Below are 22,274 nucleotides of genomic sequence, written 5' to 3'. Positions count from 1 at the left end.
TCGCTCGGACGGGTCAGAGGGCGAGACCGGTGAGCACCAGCACCCGCTCGTAGGTGTAGTCGTCCATCGCGTACTTCACGCCCTCGCGGCCCACACCGGACAGCTTGGCGCCGCCGTACGGCATCTGGTCGGCGCGGTAGGACGGGACGTCGCCGATGACGACGCCGCCGACCTCCAGGGCGCGGTGGGCGCGGAAGGCGACCTGGACGTCGTGCGTGAACACGCCCGCCTGAAGGCCGTACTTGGAGTCGTTGACGGCGGCGAACGCCTCGGCCTCCCCGTCCACCTTGCGCACGGTGAGGACGGGCCCGAAGACCTCCTCGCAGGAGATCGTCACGTCGGCCGGCACGTCGGCGAGGACGGTCGGCGCGTAGGAGGCGCCGTCGCGCTTGCCGCCGGTGAGCAGCCGCGCCCCGGCGGTGACGGCCTCGTCCACCCAGGACTCGACGCGCTTGGCGGCGTCCTCGCTGATCAGCGGGCCGACGTCGGTCTTGTCGTCGTTCGGGTCACCGGTGACCTGGGCCTCGACGGCGGCGACGATGCGCGGCAGCAGCCGGTCGTACACCGCGGCGTCGGCGATCACGCGCTGTACGGAGATGCAGGACTGGCCGCCCTGGTAGTTGGAGAAGGTGGCGATGCGGTTCGCGGCCCAGTCGAGGTCGGCGTCGCTCGCCCAGTCGGCCAGCACGACGGCCGCGCCGTTGCCGCCCAGCTCCAGGGTGCAGTGCTTGCGCGGCACCGAGTCCATGATCGCGTAGCCGACCTTCTCGGAGCCGGTGAAGGAGATCACCGGCAGGCGCGGGTCCTGGACCAGGGCGGGCATGCGGTCGTTGGCGACCGGCAGGACGCTCCACGACCCGGCCGGCAGGTCCGTCTCGGCGAGCAGCTCGCCGAGGACCAGGGCGGACAGCGGGGTGGCGGGCGCCGGCTTGAGGATCATCGGCGCGCCGGCCGCGATCGCCGGGGCGATCTTGTGGGCGCACAGGTTCAGCGGGAAGTTGAAGGGCGCGATGCCGAGGACGACGCCCTTCGGGAAGCGGCGGGTGAGGGCGAGCCGGCCCTGGCCGCCGGCGTCGGTGTCGAGCCGCTGGGCCTCGCCGCCGTTGAAGCGGCGGGCCTCCTCGGCGGCGAACCGGAACACCGACACCGCGCGGCCGACCTCGCCGCGGGCCCACTTGATCGGCTTGCCGTTCTCGGCGGAGATGAGCTGCGCGATCTCCTCGGTGCGCTCGACGAGCCGTCGGCTGACGTGGTCGAGGGCGGCGGCGCGGGCGTGGGCCGGGGTGGCGGCGAACTCGTCCCGTACGGCGTACGCGGCGGCCACGGCCTCCTCGACCTGCGCGTCGGTCGGCACGCTCACCTTGCCGACGACCCGGCCGTCCCACGGCGAGGTGACGTCGAAGCTGTCCTCGCCGGTGACCTGGCGGCCGGCGAGCCAGAAGGCGTGGGTGGAAGTCATTGTCGAGTCCCGGCCCTTCCGCGTTGGGGATGTGTGCATGGCTTTCGGCACCACGGTAGGGGCGGGCGGGGCCGCGGGCGTTTGTCCGGGGCGGAGAAGTGGGTGCGGGGGGTGCGCCGGATTGTCCTAGGCCGTGTTTTGAGGCAGCACGGGCAGCCAGCGATTAAGTGAAATCGCCCGCGATCTGGTTGATGCTGGTCCTGGTTGATGCTGGTCGCGGTGGTGATGTCGTGCTCGCGGCGGGCCTGCCGCCCAGCCCGTGGTCGTCCGGCTCGGTCGTGACACCGCCGGGCGGTTCCTTCTGCCCGGCGGTGTCCCGGCGGGCGCCGGCTGCGTGCTGGTGAGCCCGGCAGGCCGTGGCGAGGACCACGACCGTCACCGCGACGGCCGGTCACCCATTCTGGGTTCCGTCGCTGCGAGAGTGGGTCGACGCCGGTGAGCTGAAGCCGCGCCAGTGGCTTGAGACGTCCTCAGGCACCTGGATCCAGATCGGCGCGGTCGAGGCATGGACGGCGAAGAAGGCGACGGTCCACAACCTGACCGTCACCGATGTCCACACGTACTATGTCGAGGCAGGCAACTCGGCGCTCCTGGTCCACAGCTGTGATCAGTACAACGATCTGATCGACGAGCTGCGGGCTGTCGGCTTGCAGACCGACCCGAAGGACAAGAAGGGGCTGTACAGGAAGGTCGGACGTGGGCTCGAAAATCATTCCAACCCAGGTCGCCCGTCATTCAGGGAAGGCGAGTGGCCGAAACCCGAGGGCAAGAAGAACCCGGACGCGTGGAATGCTCTGGGAAGCCAGGTGCAGGATGAGATCCTCGACAACGTGGCCTCGATCGACCATTACCACTCACGCAAGTACCAGAGCGATCTCCTTGACGTGCGAGGCGCTGACGGCAGAGGGATCAGGTACTGGTCACGCCGCGGCAAATTCGAGTTCATGGGGTTCCTCGACGCGGGGACGTAGAGATGCATCCTGAACGACACAACGGGCGCGAGGTTCACGTCCAGAATTTCACGCCGATCGACTCGGACGAGAGAATCGTTGAATTTCGCACCAGGGATGACCGCGGCGCCATCGTGGAGATTCTCGAGGTGTTTCAGCGCGAGGGGTCGGATGAGCTGTTCATTCGCCTCATCGATCAGCCCGTGAGTGTGCGATTGGTGCAATGGGCAGTCCAGGAGGCTGCTCGCAGGCTGCCCTGACGGACAGGACAGCGCAGCGAGGGCGCTCGGCCGTATCCACCGGCCGAGCGCCTTCGGCTTGCCTGCCCGCGCTCGCGCCCGACCCGCACCACTCTCGTTCAGGACTCGGTCTACGACGACGGGAGCGCCGCCTCCGGCCTGCCCACCCTGACGGCGCTGGGCAGTTCGGCCTCGGCCGGGTACGCAGGGACGCTGACACTCGGCGTCGAGAGGAGCTGACACCGTCCGCTTCGACTCTGAACGGGCGTCACCGCAGCGGAGCCGGCGCATGGTGTTGCGTGCAATCGCCTCGCTTCTGCCCATCACCTGGGTCACGGCAGATGCCGCCTACGGACAGGCTAGGCGGGGGTCCCGGGGGCGTGGGCCCGCCTGCCGAGCCAGCAGGCCGGCAGGCAGGTGTGACCGGTGTGCTGCGGGACCGGGGAGCACCGCCCCCGAAACACCGTCAGGCGCCCGCGTCGCTCACGCCTCCGTCCGGTGACGTGGGTTCGCGGCGTTTCCGACGCGGGACCTGGATAGCGCGGGGCCATCCCCTCGGGTGCCGGGATGACCGCGCGGCGAGACACTGTCCCAGACCGGCGACCTCGATCACGCCACCGACACGTGCTCCACGTACTACGATGTAGTACATGGAGACGACCGCCCGCGAGTTCAACCAGAACGCCTCGAAGATCCTCGCCGCGGCAGAGCGCGGCGAACGCATCACGGTGACCAAGAACGGCCGGCCGGTCGCCATACTCTCTCCGGTGAGCGAGGCGGAGGCCTCGGTTTCCGCGTATCCGACCGACCCGATGGGAGAAGACGACGAGGCTCCCGTGTTCCACAGCGGGTCGCCCGTGGACTGGTCGGCGGGCCGTGGCGACTACCTGGAGGGGTTCGGGGCGTGACCGTACTGATCGCCGACACGTCGGGACTTTTCGCGTACTACGACGGAACCGACCCGGAGCACAAGGCGTGCCGCGCGGCGGTGGCGTCCGCCGCCCACCTGGTGATCACACCCCTGGTGCTGGCCGAGCTCGACTACCTGCTGACCGCGCGGGTCGGCCCAGATGCCGCACACGCGGCGCTCACCCACGTCCGTGACCGCGTCGCCGTACGACGGTACGCGGTGCCCGAGGTCGAACCGCATCTGTCGACGGCGTTGGTGACGATGCGCCGCTATCCGCAGATCGGTCTTACGGACACCATGAACATCGTCATGGCGGCCGAGTACCGAACAGACGGCGTTCTGACCCTGGACCGCCGCCATTTCCGCACGGTGCGCCCACTCACAGGCCACCCCGCCTTCCGCCTCTGGCCCGACGACCGGTGACCGATGACCGGTGACCACCGAGCAGACGACGATCACCATCGAGCCTGGCAGCGAGCGCTCGCCTCGGTCACACGCACAACTCTCTGTCGTCGTCCGCCGCGCGGTCCCTCACTCCCCCGAAGTCGCCTTCAGCGCCAGCCAGAGTTCCATCCGTACGTCCGGGTCGTCCAGGCTGCGGCCGAGGATCTCCTCCACTCGGCGCATGCGGTAGCGCAAGGTGTGGCGGTGGACGCCCAGATCGGCGGCTGCGGCGTCCCACTGGCCGTGGCGGGAGAGCCAGGCCCGCAGTGAGGCCACCAGGTCGCCGCGGCCGGTCGCGTCGTGGTCGCGCAGCGCGCGCAGCAGGCCGTCGGCGAACGCCCGGACCGCGTCGTCGGCCAGCAGCGGCAGCAGCGATCCGGCCGCCAGTTGCTCGTGCTCCACGCACACCCGGCCCCGCCGCCGGGCCACCGACAGTGCCTGTTCGGCCTGCTTGTACGCCACCATGGCCGCGGTCGGTCCGGCCGGGGCGGACAGGCCCACGACCAGTTCGTGACCGTCGGCCGCCCGGTCCCCCGTCCCCGCCGCCCGTTCGCGCGCCGTCTCCTGTGCCGTCGCGTACCGGCCGCAGGCGGCGACCGCCGCGCCCCCGTCCGCGGCCAGCACCACCAGCCGTTCCCCCTCGGGCACGACCAGCACGGCCTCCCCGGCGCGGGCCGCCGCCGACTCCACGGCCTCGGCGAGCGCGGCCGGCGGGTCGCCGTCCGTGCCGTCGGCGGTGCCGCCCCGGGCGGCCGGGGGACGGGCGGCCGGGTCGGCGGCCGCCCGCGCGGCCGACGCGGAGGCGCACTCGGCGACGATGATCCGGAACGGGGCGTCCAGCAGTCCGCCGTACAGGTCGCCGGCGACGGTGCGCGCGTGCTCGGGCTCGCCCGCGAGCAGCATGCGCAGCACCGCCGCGCCGATGCGCTGTTCGGCGGCGTGCAGGGAGCGGGAGCGTTCCGTGGTCAGGGTCAGCAGCGCGATCGCCGAGTGGACGGCGTACCGTTCGGCGGTGCCGGGGGCCGCGGCGGTGCCCACCGCCAGCGCGGCCCGCGGGCGCCGACCGGTGCCCAGGGAGTGCAGCTCGACGCGGTCCTCGTGGTCCGGTCCGCCCACCACCGAGGACGCGGGCGCGGGCCGCTCCCGCAGCCGTTCCACGTCCGCCCTGAGCCGCGCCGCCCTGCGGCCCGCCCACTCCGGTGCGGCGGCCACGACGGCGCCCGAGGCGTCGTACAGCGCCGCCCAGCCGTCGACCTGCGAGGCGAGCGCGGCGAGCAGCCCCTCCGGGCCGTCCGTCAGGGCTTGCTTCGTCAGCTCGCGCTGCGCGGCGAACCCGGCCGTCACCGCCCGGTACTGCTCGGCCGCGATCGCCGCGGAGACGGCCTTGCTGATGGCGATGAAGGGCGTGCGGCGCGGCACCTCCAGCAGCGGCAGCCCCTCCGCCCGCGCCGCGTCGACGAGGGCCTCGGGGATCTCGTCGTAGTTGACGCCGACGGCGAAGCCGAGGCCGACGACACCGGCTCCGGCCAGCCGCCGCACGTACCGGCGCATCGCCACGTGGTCCTCGGCGTCCAGCTTCAGCGCGGTGATCAGCAGCAGTTCCCCGCCCTCCATGTACGGCACGGGGTCGGCGAGCTCGCTGACGTGCGCCCAGCGGACGGGCACGTCCAGGCGGTCCTCGCCCGCGCGCACGGTCAGCTTGAGCGCCGAGTGGTGGACGAGCGAGGCGAGCGTCGGGGGCATGAGGCCTTCATCTCGAGGAGGGCGACGCGATCGAGGTGATCACTTGGCCGTCGCGTACGAACGGCCTATGCCGATTCTGCCTCACCGTACGATCGACCGGCCTCCCGTTCGTACGGTCGGCCGGCCTCCTCGTACGGCCGGGACTCAGCCCCGCAGATCCACCAGCAGCGGCGGCGCGTGCTCGCCCTGCACCGTGGTCAGCGACAGCACCGCGTGGCCCGGCGGGACCCCGTGGGCGAGTTCGGACGCCGACCACCGTTCCCGCTCGACCTGGCGCACGGTCACGGCCCGCGCGGTGGGCGCCTTGCCGGTGATCACCCGGCGCAGCATGTGCACCGCCTTGCCGGCCGGGGTCTCGGCGATGATCTGCCGGTCCGTGACGTCGCGGGTCTCGGTCCACTCCTTGCCCCACACCTCGGCGAAGTCCTGCCCGTCCCAGGGGGTCAGCCCGGACAGCGCCATCCGGCAGCCGGTCGCGCCGAGCAGCGGCCCGCGCAGCGGCCGCGGTACGTCGTCCAGCGTGCGCAGGGTCAGCACGACGCCCGCGTTCGCCGACCGCAGCCGCTGGATGCCGCGCACCGCCTCGGGGGTCACGACGCCCGCCGCGTCGTCCAGCAGCAGGCAGGCGAACAGCGACCGGTCCTCCCGTACCGCGACGCTCGCCGTGAACTGCGCGAGCACCAGCCGCGCCAGCATCCGGGAGGCGTCGGCGTGCCCGCGCTCGGGCAGGTCGATGCGCACCCGCACCGGGTGGTCGAGGGCCTTGAGGGAGAACGGCCGGGACTGCCCGGAGGTGTCGAAGAACCCGGCGAAGGCGGGCCGGTCGAGCAGCGCGACCCGGTCGGCGAGGACGCCGGCCACGTCGCCCGGGTGCCCCGCCTGCCGCTGCCGCGCGTCCAGTTCGCGCAGCAGCGAGTCCTGCCCGGAGGCCTCCAGCGCCGTGCGCAGTTCGCCCAGCGGGCCGGGGGCCGCGTCGAGCAGCTGCCGCAGCTCCGGTACGGAGGGGAAGCGGCCGTGGACGGCCCGGAACGGTCCGAGCAACTGCGCCAGCACGGTCGTGGAGCGGCGGCTGTCGCTGCCGGGGTGCGGGTCGGCGAGGTCTCCGACGAGCGCCTCGGCGAGCACCGCGGCGGCCTCGTCGGGGTCGGTGGTCCCGCCGTACAGGTCGAGGTCGTGGACGGAGTCGGGCTGCCCGACGCGTACGACGACGTCGTAGGCGCCGGCCGGTCCGAGGCCCGCCCCCGCGGCGCCGACCACGACGACGGCGGCCCGTCCGGCGAGCGCGTGCAGGCACAGCGACTCGGCGAGCGGCCGCACCACGGTGCCGGTCTTGCCGGAGCCGGCCGGGCCGACGGCGAGCAGGGAGGTGCCGAGCAGGTCGGGGCCGAGGCCGAGGCCGGCCCCGCGGTAGGCGTAGGGGTTGCGGGGGTCGTCGGCGGCGGCGCCGAGCCGCACCTGCCCGGTGATCAGGTCGTGCCGGGCGAGCCGGGCGGGCAGGTCGCGTTCCCCGGAGGGGTGCAGGCAGGCGGCGGCGCCCTCCTGGAGCACCGCGCCGGTGAACGCGGCGAGGCTGTGCCGGCCGCTGCGCACGCCCTGCCAGGCGCGGGTGATGCGAGCGTGGTCGACGTCCCGCATCAGGCCCGCCCTGGCCTCCGCGGCGAGCCGTTCGGCGGCGTCGACGGCTCCGGCGGCGCGCAGCTGGGGCCACTCGGCGGGGTCCTGCTCGGGGGCGGGCGGGCGCTCGGTGCGCGGGGTGGCGGCCGGGCGCCAGGCGGGAGGTCCGTAACGGCGCCAGATCTCGCCCCAGCGGCCGAGGCGGCCCACGCCGACCATGATGACCAGGGCGATGAGCACGTAGTAGGCGTAGACGACCACGACCGCGGCGAAGCTGTGGGGCTGGGCCCAGGAGTCGGGGATCATCGCCCAGAGCGGCAGCAGCCACCAGTCGCCGAGGTAGCCGTTCCACAGCAGGGACCAGACCAGCCAGCCGACGAGGAAGGCGATCAGTGCCCCGCTCAGCAGCTGGCGTGCGGGGGTGAGTTCCGGTTCCTCCTGCGGGCGCGGCCGGTGTCCGAACCGCCACACGCCGGGCGGCGCCTCGGGCCGTGGGGCCCGCAGCCAGGCCAGGAACGCCTGCCCGTCCGGCCGCGGCGGCGTGCCCGGCGCCGCGGAAGGCCATGGCGGCGTGCCCGGCGCCGCGGGAGGCCTCGGCGGCATCGCCGGAACCTCCGGCGGACCTGCCGGACGCGGCACCGGGTTCGCATGCGTGCCCCGCGCGTCCTGCGTCCCGTCGCTGTCCATCGCCCTCGCTCCCCGACCAGCCGTTTGGTGCTCCATCAGCGGTCAATCTAACGCCCCGGCAAGGGGAGTTCACCGATTGCGCGGCCGAGGGGACGGGCCGGTTCGGGCCCGGGCCGTGCGCACGCGCCGGAAGCGGGTACACGGGGGCCGTCGGGTGACCGCCGACGGCGCGCGCCCTGATGCTCCTACGGCCACCCGCCACGGCCATCCGCTGTGGCATGCGTTGTGGCATTCGCTGTGGCATTCGCTGTGGCCATGACGGACGGCCATACCGAGACCACCCGCTATGGCCACCGCGGACAATCCGTCGTCACGACAACGCCCACATGGAGCATGCCCACCCCCCGCTCCCCGTCCTAGCCTGCGAGGAAAGAGTTCGTAAGGCCGTAAAACCCCACAGGAGCCCCCATGAGCGCACTTCCGCAGGAGCGCCGCCTCGTCACCGCCATCCCCGGTCCGAAGTCGCAGGAACTGCAGGCCCGCCGGGTCGCCGCGGTGGCGCAGGGCGTGGGCTCCACGCTGCCCGTCTTCGCCGCCCGGGCCGACGGCGGCATCATCGAGGACGTCGACGGCAACCGGTTCATCGACTTCGGCTCGGGCATCGCGGTGACGACGGTCGGCGCGTCCGCCGAGGCCGTCGTACGCCGGGCGTCCGCGCAGCTCGCCGACTTCACCCACACCTGTTTCATGGTCACCCCGTACGAGGGCTACGTGGCGGTCGCCGAGGCCCTCGCCGAGCTCACGCCGGGTGACCACGCCAAGAAGTCCGCCCTGTTCAACTCCGGCGCCGAGGCCGTCGAGAACGCGGTGAAGATCGCGCGTGCGTACACCAAGCGCCCGGCGGTCGTCGTCTTCGACCACGGCTACCACGGCCGGACCAACCTGACGATGGCGCTGACGGCGAAGAACATGCCGTACAAGCAGGGCTTCGGCCCGTTCGCGCCCGAGGTCTACCGTGTGCCGGTCGCCTACGCCTACCGCTGGCCGACCGGTCCGCAGAACGCCGGCCCCGAGGCCGCCGCGCAGGCCATCGACCAGATCACCAAGCAGATCGGCGCGCACAACGTCGCCGCGATCATCATCGAGCCGGTGCTCGGCGAGGGCGGCTTCATCGAGCCGGCCAAGGGCTTCCTGCCCGCGATCCGCCAGTTCGCCTCGGACAACGGCATCGTCTTCGTCGCGGACGAGATCCAGTCCGGCTTCTGCCGCACCGGCCAGTGGTTCGCCTGCGAGGACGAGGGCATCGTCCCCGACCTGATCACGACGGCCAAGGGCATCGCGGGCGGTCTGCCGCTCTCCGCCGTGACCGGCCGCGCCGAGATCATGGACGCCGCGCACGCGGGCGGCCTCGGCGGCACCTACGGCGGCAACCCCGTCGCGTGCGCCGGCGCGATCGGTGCGATCGAGACGATGAAGGAGCTGGACCTCAACGCCAAGGCGAAGAACATCGAGGCGATCATGAAGGGCCGCCTCACCGCCATGGCCGAGAAGTTCGACATCATCGGCGACGTCCGGGGACGCGGCGCGATGATCGCCATCGAGCTGGTCAAGGACCGCACGACCAAGGAGCCGAACCCCGAGGCGGCCGGCGCGCTCGCCAAGGCCTGCCACGCCGAGGGCCTGCTCGTCCTCACCTGTGGCACCTACGGCAACGTGCTGCGTTTCCTGCCCCCGCTGGTGATCGGCGAGGACCTGCTGAACGAGGGCCTCGACATCATCGAGCAGGCTCTCGCGGGCGTCTGAGAGCAGGCTTTCGCAGGCTCCGCGTGCAGGCTTTCGCAGGCATCTGAGCGCCCGTCCGCACAGCTGATCCCAGGGCTGGGGCGGCCAACGGCAGAGCGTGTGAAGAACGTGTGCGAGGTGGATGTCGGGGTGCGATTCCGTCTGTCGTCGCCACCGGCACTGCCGTAGGTTCTACGCAGATGAGAGAAACACCCCGTCCGCAGGGGACTGCGGACGACCTCAGGCCGGGGCCTCCCCAGCTTCGACCTGGTCGTGCCCTCGCGCACACAACCGGGGCCTCCGGCTCCGGATCTCCTCACCGGTCGGACAGTCGCCCGCCCCAAACCCCCCGGGGTGGGCGTCCATCCGATCCGATCGGCCGCTCCGGAACGACCCCCCCTGTTCCGGGGCGGCCGGCCTCCTTCCTCTCCTTCCTCCTTCTCGGGCTCCCCGCTCTCCTCTTCGCGCTGATCACCTGGCAGGTCGTGGCCGACGGCCCGCTGGTGCGCGTGGACGAGCGGGTCAGCCGCGTTCTGGTGCACCCGGACCGCGTCTCGGAACTGCTGTCCGACCTCGGCGGTGTCGGGGTGGCGCTCCCGGTCCTGGCCCTCGTGCTGGCCGATGTGGCCCGGCGCGGCCGTCGGGCGGGCGCCCGACGCTGGTGGCTGCCGCCGCTCGCCGCGGCGCTCGTCATGGCACTGGTGCCGGCGCTGGTCGTCCCGCTCAAGGAGTTCACCGCCCGACCGGGCACCCCGGCCGTGCCGCCGGGCACCGGCTACTACCCCTCCGGCCACACGGCGACCGCCGCCGTCGCCTACGGCGCGGCGGCGGTGCTCCTGCTGCCCTGGCTGGCTTCGGCGGCCGCCCGTCGCGTGGTCGTCGTCGCCTGCGCCGCCGTCAATCTCGCCGTCGCCTCCGGCCTGGTCCGCCGCGGCTACCACTGGCCGCTGGACGTCCTGGCGAGCTGGTGCCTCGGCGCGGTGCTGCTGACCTGCCTGACGCTGGTCGTCCACGCCGCGTACGGCGCCGGAGGCGGTCCGCCGACCGCTGGGCAGGACGGCGAGACCAGCCGCGGCCCGGCCGCGCCCTGAAGGGGCGCGGGGAACCGCGCAATCAGCCAGGACGGCGCGGCAGACGATCGACGGCACACAGCCCGTCACGGCCGACGGCACACAGCCGGTCACGGCCGACGGCACACAGCCCGTCACGGCCGACGGCACACAGCCCGTCACGGCCGACAGCACGCACCCCGCAATGACCGAGCGGAGCGCTCAGCTGTCGAAGCCCAGGCCCAGCCGGTCCATCGTCCGCAGCCACAGGTTGCGCCGGCCGTCGTGCGCGTCGGCGCGGGCCAGGGACCACTTGGTCAGCGCGATGCCGGTCCAGGCGAAGGGCTCGGGCGGGAAGGGCAGCGGCTTCTTGCGGACCATCTCCAGCGAGGTGCGCTCGGTGGTCTCCCCCGCCAGCAGGTCCAGCATCACCTCGGCGCCGAACCGGGTCGCGCCCACGCCGAGCCCCGTGTAGCCCGCGGCGTACGCCACCTTCCCCCGGTGCGCGGTGCCGAAGAACGCCGAGAAGCGCGAGCAGGTGTCGATCGCGCCGCCCCACGCGTGCGTGAAGCGGACGCCTTCCAACTGCGGGAAGCAGGTGAAGAAGTGGTCGGCGAGCTTGGCGTAGGTCTCCGGGCGGTCGTCGTACTCGGCGCGCACCCGGCCGCCGTAGGGGTAGACCGCGTCGTAGCCGCCCCACAGGACGCGGTTGTCGGCGGACAGCCGGAAGTAGTGGAACTGGTTGGCGCTGTCCCCGAGGCCCTGGCGGTTCTTCCAGCCGACCGACGCGAGCTGCTCGTCGGTCAGCGGCTCGGTCATCAGCGCGTAGTCGTAGACCGGGACGGTGTACGGGCGCACCCGCCGGACCAGGTTCGGGAAGACGTTCGTGCCGAGCGCGACCTTACGGGCGCGCACGGAGCCGTAGGGGGTGCGTACGGCCATGCCGGCGCCGTACGGCTTGAGGGCGAGCGCGGGCGTGTGCTCGTGGACGCGGACGCCGAGCCGCAGGCAGGCCCGCTTCAGGCCCCAGGCGAGCCGGGCCGGGTTGACCAGGGCCACGCCCTTGCGGTCGTGCAGGCCGGCCTGGAAGGTCGGCGAGTCGACGTGGCTGCGCACCGCCTCGGCGTCCAGGAACTCGACGCCGTCGGCGAGGCCGCGGCGCTCCATCTCCTCGTACCAGTCGCGCAGCTCCCGCGCCTGGTACGTCTCGGTGGCGACGTCGATCTCGCCGGTGCGCTCGAAGTCGCAGTCGATCCCGTACCGGGCGACCGCGGCCTCGATCTCGTCGAGGTTGCGGGCGCCCAGCTCCTCCAGCTTGTGGATCTCGTCCGGCCAGCGGGTCAGCCCGTTGGCCAGACCGTGGGTGAGGGAGGCGGCGCAGAAGCCGCCGTTGCGGCCGGAGGCGGCCCAGCCCACCTCGCGGCCTTCCAGCAGGACGACGTCCCGCCCGGGGTCGCGCTCCTTGGCGATCAGCGCGGTCCACAGTCCGCTGTAGCCGCCGCCGACGACCAGCAGGTCGCAGGTCTCGGCGCCGGTGAGGGCGGGCTCGGGACGGGGCTTGCCGGGGTCGTCCAGCCAGTACGGGACCGGCTGGGCGTCGGAGAGTGCTCTTGTCCAACGGCTCATGGCGCCTGGGGCCATGATTTTCAACTCCCTACAGGGTTGCGGTGGATCACGCCTTCTGCTTGTTGCGGCGGTTGCCGACGACCATCGAGGTCAGCACGAGCAGTACGGCGATGAGGAACATGGCCGTGCCGATCACGTTGATCTGGACGGGCGTTCCGCGCTGCGCCGAACCCCAGACGAACATGGGGAAGGTGACGGTCGAGCCGGCGTTGAAGTTGGTGATGATGAAGTCGTCGAAGGAGAGCGCGAAGGCGAGCAGCGCGCCCGCCGCGATGCCCGGGGCCGCGATGGGCAGCGTGACCCGCAGGAACGTCTGCACCGGACCGGCGTACAGGTCCTGGGCGGCCTGCTCCAGCCGCGGGTCCATCGACATCACGCGCGCCTTCACCGCCGTCACCACGAAGCTCAGGCAGAACATGATGTGGGCGATCAGGATCGTCCAGAAGCCCAGCTGGGCGCCCATGTTGAGGAACAGGGTGAGCAGCGAGGCGGCCATGACGACCTCGGGCATCGCCATCGGCAGGAAGATCAGCGAGTTCACCGCGCCACGCGCCCGGAAGCGGTAGCGGACCAGCGCGAAGGAGATCATCGTGCCGAGGATCGTGGCGCCGATCGTCGCCCAGAGCGCGATCTGGAGGCTGAGCGACAGCGAGCCGCACATGCCGGCGACTCCGCACGGGTCCGTCCAGGCGTCCGTGGAGAACTGCTGCCACTCGTAGTTGAAGCGCCCCTTCGGCTTGTTGAAGGAGAACACCGTCACGATGACGTTGGGCAGCAGCAGGTACCCGAGGGTCAGCAGTCCCGCGATGACGACGAGGTGGCGCTTGAGCCAGTTGACGAAGGCCATTTAAACCAGATCCTCCGTGCCGGACTTGCGGATGTAGAACGTGACCATGATGAGGATCGCGGCCATCAGGATGAACGACAGCGCCGCCGCCGTCGGGTAGTCCAGGATCCGCAGGAACTGGGTCTGGATGACGTTGCCGACCATGCGGGTGTCGGTCGAGCCGAGCAGGTCCGCGTTGACGTAGTCGCCGGCCGCCGGGATGAAGGTCAGCAGCGTGCCGGAGACCACGCCCGGCATCGACAGCGGGAAGGTGACCTTGCGGAACGTGGTGGCCGGGCGTGCGTACAGGTCGCCCGCCGCCTCGTGCAGCCGTCCGTCGATGCGCTCCAGCGAGGTGTACAGCGGCAGGATCATGAACGGCAGGAAGTTGTACGTCAGACCGCACACCACCGCGAGCGGGGTGGCGAGCACCCGGTCGCCGGCCGTCATGCCGAGCCAGTTGGTGACGCTCAGGATGTGCAGCGAGTCCAGGGCGCCGACCACCGGGCCGCCGTCCGCGAGGATGGTCTTCCAGGCGAGCGTGCGGATCAGGAAGCTGGTGAAGAACGGCGCGATCACCAGGACCATGATCAGGTTGCGCCAGCGGCCCGCGCGGAACGCGATCAGGTAGGCCAGCGGGTAGCCGAGGATCAGGCACAGGATGGTCGCCGAGCCGGCGTACAGCACCGAACGCAGGAACTGCGGCCAGTACTCGGTCAGCGCGTCCCAGTAGGTCGCGAAGTGCCAGGTGACCTGGTAGCCCTTCTCCAGGGAGCCCGTCTGCACGGACGTGGACGCCTGGTAGACCATCGGCAGCGCGAAGAAGACCAGCAGCCACAGGATGCCGGGCAGCAGCAGCCAGTACGGCACCAGGCGGCCCCGCTTGCGCGGGGGCTTCTTCGCGGGGGTGGCGGGGGCGAGCGGCGGAGGTGCCTCCGCCTCGGTGATCGTCGTCATCAGGCCGCCTCTTCCTCGACGGTCTCGACTCCGGCGTCGATGTCCTGCGTGGCGTCCAGGCCGAAGGTGTGGGCCGGGTTCCAGTGCAGGACGACCTCGGCGCCGGGGGCGAGCCGGGGGTCGCGGTCGATGTTCTGGACGTAGACCTCGAAGTCGGGGCAGACCGGGCTGTCGACGACGAACTGCGTGGAGACGCCGATGAAGCTGGAGTCGGCGATGGTGCCGGTGATCCGGTTGCGGCCGGCGGGTATCTCTCCGGCGTCCGCGGCGGGGACCAGGGAGATCTTCTCCGGGCGTACGCCGACCAGCACCTTGCCGCCGGTCGTGGTGGGCGCCGAACAGCGCGTCCCGGGCAGCACGAGCTTGCCGCCGCCGGCCCGCAGGACGATGTCGTCGCCGCTGATGGTGTCGACCTCGGCCTCGATGAGGTTGGAGGTGCCGAGGAAGTTGGCGACGAAGGTGGTCTGCGGGTTCTCGTACAGGTCGGCCGGCGAGCCGAGCTGCTCCACGCGGCCCCCGTTCATCACGGCGACGGTGTCGGCCATGGTCATGGCCTCCTCCTGGTCGTGCGTGACGTGGATGAAGGTGATGCCGACCTCGGTCTGGATCCGCTTGAGCTCCAGCTGCATCTGACGGCGCAGCTTCAGGTCGAGGGCGCCGAGGGGCTCGTCGAGCAGGAGCACCTTGGGGTGGTTGATCAGCGCGCGGGCCACGGCGACGCGCTGCTGCTGGCCGCCGGAGAGCTGGTGCGGCTTCTTGCGGGCCTGCTCGCCGAGCTGGACGAGCTCCAGCATCTCCTCGACCTGCTTCTTCACCGACTTGATGCCGCGCCGGCGCAGACCGAAGGCGACGTTCTCGAAGATGTCGAGGTGCGGGAAGAGGGCGTAGGACTGGAAGACCGTGTTGACCGGCCGCTTGTAGGGCGGCAGGTGCGACACGTCCTGGTCGCCGAGGTGGACGGTGCCCGTGGTGGGCTCCTCCAGGCCGGCGATCATGCGCAGGGTGGTGGTCTTGCCGCAGCCGGAGGCGCCGAGCAGGGCGAAGAAGGAGCCCTGCGGCACGGTCAGGTCGAGCGGGTGGACTGCGGTGAAGGAGCCGTAGGTCTTGCTGACGCCCGTCAGTCGGACGTCGCCGCCGGTGTCGTTCTTGTTCGTCACGGTGATCACGCCCCAGTCAGCTTCGCGAACTTCTGTTCAAACTCGGTCTCTTCCTTCGAGCTCAGCGAGCGGAAGGCGTGGGACTTGGCGGCCGTGGCCTTGTCCGGAAGGATCAGCGGGTTGTCCGCCGCCGTCTTGTCGATCTTCGTGAGGTAGGGCTTCACACCGTCGACCGGGGACACGTAGTTGACGTAGGCGGCGAGCGCCGCGGCCTGCTCGGGCTCGTAGTAGAAGTCGATGAGCCGCTCGGCGTTGGTCTTGTGACGCGCCTTGTTGGGGATCAGCATGTTGTCCGTCGACGTCATGTAGCCGCTGTCCGGGATGATGAAGTCGACGTCCGGGCTGTCCGCCTTGAGCTGGACGATGTCACCGCCCCAGGCCACACAGGCCGCCAGGTCGCCCTTGGTGAGGTCGGACGTGTAGTCGTTGCCGGTGAAGCGGCGGATCTGCCCCTTGTCGACGGCCTTCTGCAGCCGGGCGATCACCTTGTCGTAGTCGTCGGCGGTGAACTTCCCCGGGTCGATGCCCATGTCCAGCATGGTCATGCCGACACTGTCGCGCATCTCCGACAGGAAGCCGACGCGGCCCTTGAGCTTGGGGTTGTCGAGCAGGTCGGAGATCGACTTGACCTCCACGCCGTCGAGCGCCTTCTTGTTGAACGCGACGACGGTGGATATGCCCTGCCAGACGTAGCTGTAGGCGCGGCCCGGGTCCCAGTCGGGGCTGCGGAACTGCGGCGACAGGTTGGCGAAGGCGTGCGGCAGGTTGGACGGGTCCAGCTTCTGGACCCAGCCGAGGCGGATCAGGCGGGCCGCGAGCCAGTCGGTGAGCACGATGATGTCGCGCCCGGTGTCCTGGCCGGCCGCCAGCTGCGGCTTGATCTTGCCGAAGAACTCGACGTTGTCGTTGATGTCCTCGGTGTACTTGACCTCGATGCCGGTGCGTTTGGTGAACCGGTCCAGCGTGGGGTGGTGCTTCTCGCTGTCGTCCACGTCGATGTACTCGGTCCAGTTGGAGAAGTTGACCACCTTCTCCTTGGCCGAGTGGTCCTCCGCGGAGACGCCGCCCTTGGTGTTGCCCGCCGCGGGGATCCCGCAGGCGCTGAGTGCTCCGAGACCGCCGACCGCGAGCGCGCCGCCCGCGGAGGCGCGCAGCAGCGAACGGCGGGTGAGGGCGGCCCTGCCGTTGCGGAAACTGCGCCGCATGGCGGCCACCTGGGCCGGGGACAGGCGGTCGGGCTCGTACTGCTCCATGCGCGTGGTGCCCTTTCGGGAGGGTGAGGGGCCGCGGGTGAAGCGGCCGGTTCTGCTGCTGTCTATCGGTCCCCGAAGACGGTGCGGTGCCAGTCCTTCCGGGCCACCGCCGTGTTGTCGAACATGACGTGCTTGACCTGCGTGTACTCCTCGAAGGAGTAGGCGGACATGTCCTTGCCGAAGCCGGACGCCTTGTAGCCGCCGTGCGGCATCTCGCTGATGATCGGGATGTGATCGTTGATCCACACGCAGCCCGCCTTGATCTCGCGGGTGGCGCGGCCTGCCCGGTAGACGTCGCGGCTCCAGGCGGAGGCCGCGAGCCCGTACGGGGTGTCGTTGGCGAGCCTGATTCCTTCGTCGTCGCTGTCGAAGGGCAGGACCACCAGCACGGGGCCGAAGATTTCGGACTGCACGACCTCGCTGTCCTGGGGCGCGTCGGCGATGAGGGTGGGCCGATAATACGCGCCGTTCTTGAGATCTCCCTGCGGGGCCTCGCCGCCGGTGACCACGCGCGCGTAGGAGCGCGCGCGGTCGACGAAGGCGGCGACGCGGTCGCGCTGGACGTGGGAGATCAGCGGACCGAGATCGGTGCCCGGCGCGAAGGGGTCGCCGAGCCGGACGGTGTCCATCAGGGCGGCCGTCCGCTCGACGAACGCCTCGTACAGGGGCCGCTGCACGTACGCGCGGGTGGCGGCGGTGCAGTCCTGGCCGGTGTTGATGAGCGCGCCCGCGACCGCGCCGTTGACGGCGGCCTCCAGGTCGGCGTCGTCGAAGACCACGAACGGCGCCTTGCCGCCCAGCTCCAGGTGGAGCCGTTTGACGGTGGCGGTGGCGATCTCGGCGACCCGCTTGCCGACGGCGGTCGAGCCGGTGAAGGAGGTCATCGCCACGTCGGGGTGGCCGACCAGGCGCTCGCCCGCCTCCCGGCCGGTGCCGGTGACGATGTTGACGACGCCGTCGGGGATGCCGGCGGCGGTGACGGCCTCGGCGAACAGCAGCGAGGTCAGCGGGGTGAGCTCGGCCGGCTTGAGCACGACGGTGTTGCCGGCCGCGATCGCCGGGAGGATCTTCCACGCCGCCATCTGCAGCGGGTAGTTCCACGGCGCGATGGAGCCGACGACGCCGATGGCCTCGCGGCGCACGTACGACGTGTGGTCGCCGGAGTACTCGCCGGCGGCCTGCCCCTGAAGGTGGCGGGCGGCGCCGGCGAAGAAGGCGGTGTTGTCGATCGTCCCCGGCACGTCGAACTCGCGGGTCAGCTTCAGCGGCTTGCCGCACTGGAGGGACTCGGCGCGGGCGAACTCCTCCGCGCGGTCGGCGAGCACGGCGGCCAGGCGGTGCAGGGCGTCGGAACGCTCGCCCGGGGTGGCGGCCGCCCAGTCCGGGAACGCCTCGCGCGCCGCGGCGACCGCCGCGTCCACGTCGTCGGCGCCGGCCAGGTCGTACGTGTACACGTCCTCGCCGGTCGCGGGGTCGACGACCGCGTACGTGTGGCCCGAGGTGCCCTTCGCCGGGCGGCCCGCGATGTACTGCGCGCCGTCCGCGAAACGGTCCTGGGCGGGGAATCGTTCCGGGGTGACGATGCCCGGGTTGTGCATGTCGCTCTCCTCCGCCGGGGCACCCGGCTCATGGGGCGGGTGGCGTGGCTCCAGTCCGATTTGAGTGCCGATCCTGACAGAGCAATGGGACTCCTACAAGTGATTCCGTTGTTGCCTTTCGGTTACGCGACGGAATCTGTCGACCAGGTGTCGAGTGGCCCCGGAAAAGGGGGGACGGAGTGTCAGTGGCGGCTGCGACACTCGCGTGCATGGAACGGGTGACGGGGAAAATCGCTTCCAGGGAATCGCTGGTCAGGGCGGTCCGCGCGGGGGCCGGAATCAAGTATCTGCACTTCTGGAGGCATGGGCCGCGGGCGGACGGCCGCGTGGGGCCGGGCTGCCTGAGCCAGTGGTCGCCGTCGCCCTTCACTGTGGACTCGGTGACCTATGCGACCGCCGAGCACTGGATGATGGCGGGCAAGGCGCGGCTGTTCGGCGACGCGGCGGCGGAGCGGCAGGTGCTGGCCGCGGACCATCCCGCGCAGGCCCAGAAGGTGGGGCGCCTGGTGCGCGGCTTCGACGAGGCCGTCTGGGAGCGGGAGCGGTTCGGCATCGTGGTGGAGGGCAGCGTCCACAAGTTCGCCGCCCACGCCGATCTGCGGGAGTTCCTGCTGAACACGGGCGACCGCGTCCTGGTGGAGGCGAGCCCGATGGACCGGGTGTGGGGCATCGGCCTCGCCGCGACCGACGAGGCGGCGACGGACCCCGAGCGCTGGCGCGGCGCGAACCTGCTGGGCTTCGCCCTGATGGAGGCCCGGGAGCGACTGGCCGGGGGCGGGTGAGGGGCGGGGCCGGGTGAGGGTCGGGGGCGCGGGGGCCGGCCGGCTGCCGCGGGACGAGCGCGGCAGCCGTCACCGACGGTCGCGGCGCCGCGGCTGGACAGGCGGGCCCGGCCTTGCCGCGGACTCGGGGCGCGGGGGCGGGGCCGGAGTGGAACGGACATCGCCGCCGACGACGGCGGACACCGTCGCCTCGGCGGCGGACCGGGCAGGGCTCGGGAGGCCGGACGTCCGAAGCGCTCGTGCGGGCCGGGGCCGGTGATCGGCGACGGCCGGCTCGATTTTCCGCGACTTCTCCGGCCATGGCCCGGCGGGCAGGCTGTCGGCGGACACCGTGTCCGGTGCCGGACACCGACGGAGGGCGGGGTCCGGGGCAGGACGGTTGAGGGACCGCCCGCGAGGCGCCGGTCGGAGGCCGGGTCGGGAGGCGGGCCGGAGGCTTGGCCGCCGATGTGATCAGGTGACAGGCCTGGACCGGGAGGTCACGGGTTGGCGATCAGCAAGGCGATCATGCCCAGGCCGAGCACGATGCCGACGGCTCCGCAGATGATGCCGGTCAGGGCCTGGCCCGGGTTCGTCGCCTCGCCCCGGGCGGCCTTGGCGCGGCCGATGAAGCCGAAGATCAGGGCGAGCACGCCCACGATGATGGCGATCGGCCACAGACAGAAGACGGCGGCCCCGACGATCCCGAGCACCATCGAGGCGATGCCCATGCCGTTGCTGGGCAGCGGCGTCATGCCGGGCCAGCCGTAATAGCCGGGGCTGCCGTAACCCGGGGTGCCGTAGCCGGACGGACTGCCGGCCGGGTGGCCGTAGCCGCCGGGATAGCCGTAGGGGACCTGGCCGGGGCCGTCGGGGGCGATGGGCGGCGGCGGGACCGGCTCGCTGTGCGAGGGGACGGCGCCGGGCGTCTGAGGCATCGGGGTCGGCGGGGCGAAGGGTCCGGCCCAGGGCTGGGAGGGAGGCGGCGTACCGCCGGCTCCGGCGCCGGGCATGGAGACGACCGTCCGCTGGTCGTGCGCGGAGGGCGCCGCCGGGAACTGCCCCGCACCGGTGTACCGGCCGGGGCCCGACGACGCGTCGGCCGCGGGCGGCGCCCACGGGTTCGGCTCCGGCATTGGCTCCGGCGTCGGCTCCGGCTTGTCCAGGGGGACCCGGCCGGTCGCGTCGCCGGGGGCGGCCGGCCAGTGGCCGGCGCCGTTGTCCGGCGCTGCCGGCGTCTGCGCGTCGTCGGACATGCGGCAGGTCCCCTCTCTGGACGTCCCGTCACTCTACGGCCCGGCCCGGCCACACGTGGGCTCGGCCTACGATGATCCCCGAGTCACCGATCAGCCGATCACCCGCGTCCCGCCCGGCCGACCGCCGCGGGACGCCGTTCCCGGGGAGGAACCCTTGACCGACCGTATCGACGCGTCCACCGCCGTCCCGAACGACCTGCACGCCTTCATCGCCGGACTGCCCAAGGCCGAACTGCACGTCCACCACGTCGGCTCCGCCTCCCCCCGGATCGTCTCCGAACTGGCCGCCCGCCACCCCGACTCGAAGGTGCCCACGGACCCCGAGGCGCTGGCCGACTACTTCACCTTCACGGACTTCGCCCACTTCATCGACGTGTACCTGTCCGTCGTGGACCTGATCCGCACGCCGGAGGACGTACGGCTGCTGACGTACGAGGTGGCGCGTGACATGGCCCGGCAGCAGGTGCGCTATGCCGAGCTGACCGTCACCCCGTGGTCCTCGACCCGGCGCAACATCGACGAACGCGCGTTCATGGACGCGATCGAGGACGCCCGCAAGGCGGCCGAGGCCGACTTCGGGACCGTGCTGCGCTGGTGCTTCGACATCCCGGGCGAGGCCGGTCTGGAGGCCGCCGAGGAGACGACCCGGCTGGCCACCGACGACCGGCTGCGCCCCGAGGGCCTGGTCTCCTTCGGGCTCGGCGGGCCCGAGATAGGTGTGCCGCGGCCGCAGTTCAAGCCGTACTTCGACCGGGCGATCGCCGCCGGGCTGCGGTCGGTGCCGCACGCCGGCGAGACCACCGGCCCGCAGACGGTGTGGGACGCGCTGACCCACCTGCGGGCCGAGCGCATCGGGCACGGCACGAACTCCTTCCAGGACCCGGAACTGCTCGCGCACCTGGCCGAGCGGCGGATCCCGCTGGAGGTGTGCCCGACCTCCAACATCGCCACCCGCGCGGTGCGCGCCCTGGACGAGCACCCGATCAAGGAGTTCGCGAAGGCGGGCGTCCTGGTGACGATCAACTCCGACGACCCGCCGATGTTCGGCACCGACCTGAACAACGAGTACGCGGTCGCCGCCCGCCTGCTGGAGCTGGACGAGCGGGGTCTCGCGGACCTGGCGAAGAACGCCGTCGACGCCTCCTTCCTCGACGAGGCGGGCAAGGCACGGATCCGGGACGAGATCGACGCGTACACCAGGGCGTGGCTCGCCCCCTGATCCCGCCACAATGGGGGTCATGCAGAACGTGACCGCCGTGGCCCACCGCGGCGACCCCTACCGCGTCCGCGAGAACACCGTCGGCTCGCTGCGTTCCGCGCTCGGCCTGGGCGCGGACGCCGTCGAGATCGACGTACGGCTGACGAAGGACGGCGTGCCGGTGCTGCTGCACGACGCGACGCTGAAGCGCCTGTGGGAGCGGGACCGGCCGTTGCGGTCGCTGACGGCCGGCGAGGTGCGCGAGCTGACGGACGGCGGGGTGCCGACGCTGGCGGAGGCGCTGGCCGCGACCGACGACACCCGGGTGATGCTGGACCTGCCCGGCGAGCCGGACGTGCGGGCGGTTCGCCGGGTCGTGGACGTCGTACGCGAGGCCGGGGCGCGGGAGCGGGTGTACTACTGCGCCGGCGCGGCCGCCATGCTCGCCGTCCGCGCGGCCGATTCGTCCGCGGAGATCGCCCTGACCCGCACCACGCTGGCGCCCCCGCGGCCGGTCCTGCTGGAGGCGATCCGCCCGCGCTGGCTCAACTACCGCTTCTCCCTGGTCGACCGCGCCCTCGCCGCCCGCGTCCACCGCGACGGCTACCTGCTGTCCGTCTGGACCCCGGACACCCGCCGCTCCATGCGCCGGCTGATCGACGTCGGCGTGGACTCGATCACCACCAACCGCGTCGACGTACTCGGCCCCCTGCGCATCCCGCTCTAGACGCAATGCCGGTGACTTAGGTGGTGTGTGGTCTGGAGATCGTGAGGACTGCCGTGGCTGGTGGCGGCAGGTTGCGGTGTTCGGCTCGTTTGAGGGGC

19 protein-coding genes and 1 pseudogene are annotated in these 22,274 nt (G+C 71.9%); 10 read left to right on the top strand and 10 right to left on the bottom strand.

Annotated elements, in window-relative coordinates; all coding sequences use genetic code 11:
- Positions 1-13 precede the first annotated feature (13 nt).
- Positions 14-1,459 (bottom strand): aldehyde dehydrogenase family protein, encoded by a 1,446-nt coding sequence (locus tag AB0G63_RS35805; RefSeq protein WP_360759058.1) that lies wholly within the window; start codon positions 1,457-1,459, stop codon positions 14-16.
- 356 nt (positions 1,460-1,815) lie between these two features.
- Here AB0G63_RS35805 and AB0G63_RS35800 point away from each other — a divergent pair, with 356 nt between their 5' ends.
- The 5 genes and pseudogenes from AB0G63_RS35800 (at position 1,816) to AB0G63_RS35780 (ending at position 3,981) form a co-directional block, all read left to right on the top strand.
- Positions 1,816-2,430, top strand: a complete 615-nt coding sequence (locus tag AB0G63_RS35800; protein WP_360759055.1) for a polymorphic toxin-type HINT domain-containing protein — start codon at positions 1,816-1,818, stop codon at positions 2,428-2,430.
- Positions 2,431-2,432: 2 nt separating this feature from the next.
- Positions 2,433-2,669, top strand: a complete 237-nt coding sequence (locus tag AB0G63_RS35795; protein WP_360759053.1) for a hypothetical protein — start codon at positions 2,433-2,435, stop codon at positions 2,667-2,669.
- 81 nt (positions 2,670-2,750) lie between these two features.
- Positions 2,751-2,888, top strand: a pseudogene (locus AB0G63_RS35790) (protocatechuate dioxygenase); the annotation flags it as partial.
- Positions 2,889-3,298: 410 nt separating this feature from the next.
- Positions 3,299-3,556, top strand: coding sequence for a type II toxin-antitoxin system prevent-host-death family antitoxin (locus tag AB0G63_RS35785; RefSeq protein ID WP_360759051.1), 258 nt, complete (start codon positions 3,299-3,301; stop codon positions 3,554-3,556).
- Positions 3,553-3,981, top strand: coding sequence for a PIN domain-containing protein (locus AB0G63_RS35780; protein WP_360759049.1), 429 nt, complete (start codon positions 3,553-3,555; stop codon positions 3,979-3,981). The genes AB0G63_RS35785 and AB0G63_RS35780 overlap by 4 nt, the downstream gene beginning before the upstream one ends.
- A gap of 108 nt (positions 3,982-4,089) precedes the next feature.
- On the opposite strand, the gene AB0G63_RS35775 is transcribed toward AB0G63_RS35780, so the two are convergent.
- Both AB0G63_RS35775 and AB0G63_RS35770 read right to left on the bottom strand, forming a co-directional pair.
- Complete coding sequence (locus AB0G63_RS35775) at positions 4,090-5,745, bottom strand: PucR family transcriptional regulator (RefSeq protein WP_360759047.1); 1,656 nt, start codon at positions 5,743-5,745, stop codon at positions 4,090-4,092.
- A 144-nt stretch (positions 5,746-5,889) separates the two neighbouring features.
- Positions 5,890-8,046, bottom strand: coding sequence for an ATP-binding protein (locus AB0G63_RS35770; protein WP_360759045.1), 2,157 nt, complete (start codon positions 8,044-8,046; stop codon positions 5,890-5,892).
- Positions 8,047-8,454: 408 nt separating this feature from the next.
- Here AB0G63_RS35770 and gabT point away from each other — a divergent pair, with 408 nt between their 5' ends.
- Both gabT and AB0G63_RS35760 read left to right on the top strand, forming a co-directional pair.
- Positions 8,455-9,789: a 4-aminobutyrate--2-oxoglutarate transaminase gene (gabT, locus tag AB0G63_RS35765; RefSeq protein WP_360759043.1), complete on the top strand. Its 1,335-nt coding sequence runs from the start codon at positions 8,455-8,457 to the stop codon at positions 9,787-9,789.
- A 179-nt stretch (positions 9,790-9,968) separates the two neighbouring features.
- Entirely contained in the window at positions 9,969-10,859 is an 891-nt protein-coding gene (locus tag AB0G63_RS35760; RefSeq protein WP_360759041.1) for a phosphatase PAP2 family protein, read from the top strand.
- Positions 10,860-11,039: 180 nt separating this feature from the next.
- On the opposite strand, the gene AB0G63_RS35755 is transcribed toward AB0G63_RS35760, so the two are convergent.
- The 6 genes from AB0G63_RS35755 to AB0G63_RS35730 form a co-directional block, all read right to left on the bottom strand.
- Positions 11,040-12,458: an FAD-dependent oxidoreductase gene (locus tag AB0G63_RS35755; protein WP_360759038.1), complete on the bottom strand. Its 1,419-nt coding sequence runs from the start codon at positions 12,456-12,458 to the stop codon at positions 11,040-11,042.
- A gap of 31 nt (positions 12,459-12,489) precedes the next feature.
- A complete protein-coding gene (locus AB0G63_RS35750) occupies positions 12,490-13,290 on the bottom strand; it encodes an ABC transporter permease (protein ID WP_360759036.1) in 801 nt (266 codons plus the stop codon).
- Positions 13,291-14,226: an ABC transporter permease gene (locus AB0G63_RS35745; RefSeq protein WP_360759034.1), complete on the bottom strand. Its 936-nt coding sequence runs from the start codon at positions 14,224-14,226 to the stop codon at positions 13,291-13,293.
- A complete protein-coding gene (locus AB0G63_RS35740; protein ID WP_360759032.1) occupies positions 14,226-15,392 on the bottom strand; it encodes an ABC transporter ATP-binding protein in 1,167 nt (388 codons plus the stop codon). Before AB0G63_RS35740 ends, AB0G63_RS35745 begins: the two co-directional genes overlap by 1 nt.
- On the bottom strand, positions 15,389-16,636 hold the full coding sequence (locus tag AB0G63_RS35735; RefSeq protein ID WP_360759030.1) for a spermidine/putrescine ABC transporter substrate-binding protein: 1,248 nt from the start codon (positions 16,634-16,636) through the stop codon (positions 15,389-15,391). The genes AB0G63_RS35740 and AB0G63_RS35735 overlap by 4 nt, the downstream gene beginning before the upstream one ends.
- A gap of 62 nt (positions 16,637-16,698) precedes the next feature.
- Positions 16,699-18,234 (bottom strand): gamma-aminobutyraldehyde dehydrogenase, encoded by a 1,536-nt coding sequence (locus tag AB0G63_RS35730; RefSeq protein WP_360759028.1) that lies wholly within the window; start codon positions 18,232-18,234, stop codon positions 16,699-16,701.
- A gap of 209 nt (positions 18,235-18,443) precedes the next feature.
- Here AB0G63_RS35730 and AB0G63_RS35725 point away from each other — a divergent pair, with 209 nt between their 5' ends.
- Complete coding sequence (locus AB0G63_RS35725) at positions 18,444-19,016, top strand: NADAR family protein (RefSeq protein ID WP_360759026.1); 573 nt, start codon at positions 18,444-18,446, stop codon at positions 19,014-19,016.
- Positions 19,017-19,495: 479 nt separating this feature from the next.
- On the opposite strand, the gene AB0G63_RS35720 is transcribed toward AB0G63_RS35725, so the two are convergent.
- Positions 19,496-20,251, bottom strand: a complete 756-nt coding sequence (locus AB0G63_RS35720) for a DUF4190 domain-containing protein (RefSeq protein WP_360759024.1) — start codon at positions 20,249-20,251, stop codon at positions 19,496-19,498.
- Positions 20,252-20,306: 55 nt separating this feature from the next.
- Between AB0G63_RS35720 and AB0G63_RS35715 the strand changes: the two genes are divergently transcribed.
- Together AB0G63_RS35715 and AB0G63_RS35710 are read left to right on the top strand one after the other, a co-directional pair.
- A complete protein-coding gene (locus tag AB0G63_RS35715) occupies positions 20,307-21,470 on the top strand; it encodes an adenosine deaminase (protein WP_360759023.1) in 1,164 nt (387 codons plus the stop codon).
- A 19-nt stretch (positions 21,471-21,489) separates the two neighbouring features.
- Complete coding sequence (locus AB0G63_RS35710) at positions 21,490-22,176, top strand: glycerophosphodiester phosphodiesterase (protein WP_360759021.1); 687 nt, start codon at positions 21,490-21,492, stop codon at positions 22,174-22,176.
- Positions 22,177-22,274 lie beyond the last annotated feature (98 nt).

Origin of the sequence: Streptomyces sp. NPDC020996 (genome assembly GCF_040641355.1) — a bacterium.
Taxonomy (GTDB): domain Bacteria; phylum Actinomycetota; class Actinomycetes; order Streptomycetales; family Streptomycetaceae; genus Streptomyces.
Note: the sequence above shows the minus strand (reverse complement) of the source record. Positions and strands in the feature narration are given on the sequence as shown.

Bases quoted from the DNA above. Each gene is read 5' to 3' on its own strand.
- AB0G63_RS35730 (WP_360759028.1), bottom strand. From the start codon at position 18,234: ATGCACAACCCGGGCATCGTCACCCCGGAACGATTCCCCGCCCAGGAC.
- gabT (WP_360759043.1), top strand. From the start codon at position 8,455: ATGAGCGCACTTCCGCAGGAGCGCCGCCTCGTCACCGCCATCCCCGGT.
- AB0G63_RS35775 (WP_360759047.1), bottom strand. From the start codon at position 5,745: ATGCCCCCGACGCTCGCCTCGCTCGTCCACCACTCGGCGCTCAAGCTG.
- AB0G63_RS35720 (WP_360759024.1), bottom strand. From the start codon at position 20,251: ATGTCCGACGACGCGCAGACGCCGGCAGCGCCGGACAACGGCGCCGGC.
- AB0G63_RS35755 (WP_360759038.1), bottom strand. From the start codon at position 12,458: ATGGCCCCAGGCGCCATGAGCCGTTGGACAAGAGCACTCTCCGACGCC.
- AB0G63_RS35725 (WP_360759026.1), top strand. From the start codon at position 18,444: ATGGAACGGGTGACGGGGAAAATCGCTTCCAGGGAATCGCTGGTCAGG.
- AB0G63_RS35795 (WP_360759053.1), top strand. From the start codon at position 2,433: ATGCATCCTGAACGACACAACGGGCGCGAGGTTCACGTCCAGAATTTC.
- AB0G63_RS35785 (WP_360759051.1), top strand. From the start codon at position 3,299: ATGGAGACGACCGCCCGCGAGTTCAACCAGAACGCCTCGAAGATCCTC.
- AB0G63_RS35710 (WP_360759021.1), top strand. From the start codon at position 21,490: ATGCAGAACGTGACCGCCGTGGCCCACCGCGGCGACCCCTACCGCGTC.
- AB0G63_RS35735 (WP_360759030.1), bottom strand. From the start codon at position 16,636: ATGGAGCAGTACGAGCCCGACCGCCTGTCCCCGGCCCAGGTGGCCGCC.
- AB0G63_RS35805 (WP_360759058.1), bottom strand. From the start codon at position 1,459: ATGACTTCCACCCACGCCTTCTGGCTCGCCGGCCGCCAGGTCACCGGC.
- AB0G63_RS35760 (WP_360759041.1), top strand. From the start codon at position 9,969: ATGAGAGAAACACCCCGTCCGCAGGGGACTGCGGACGACCTCAGGCCG.
- AB0G63_RS35745 (WP_360759034.1), bottom strand. From the start codon at position 14,226: ATGACGACGATCACCGAGGCGGAGGCACCTCCGCCGCTCGCCCCCGCC.
- AB0G63_RS35770 (WP_360759045.1), bottom strand. From the start codon at position 8,046: ATGGACAGCGACGGGACGCAGGACGCGCGGGGCACGCATGCGAACCCG.
- AB0G63_RS35750 (WP_360759036.1), bottom strand. From the start codon at position 13,290: ATGGCCTTCGTCAACTGGCTCAAGCGCCACCTCGTCGTCATCGCGGGA.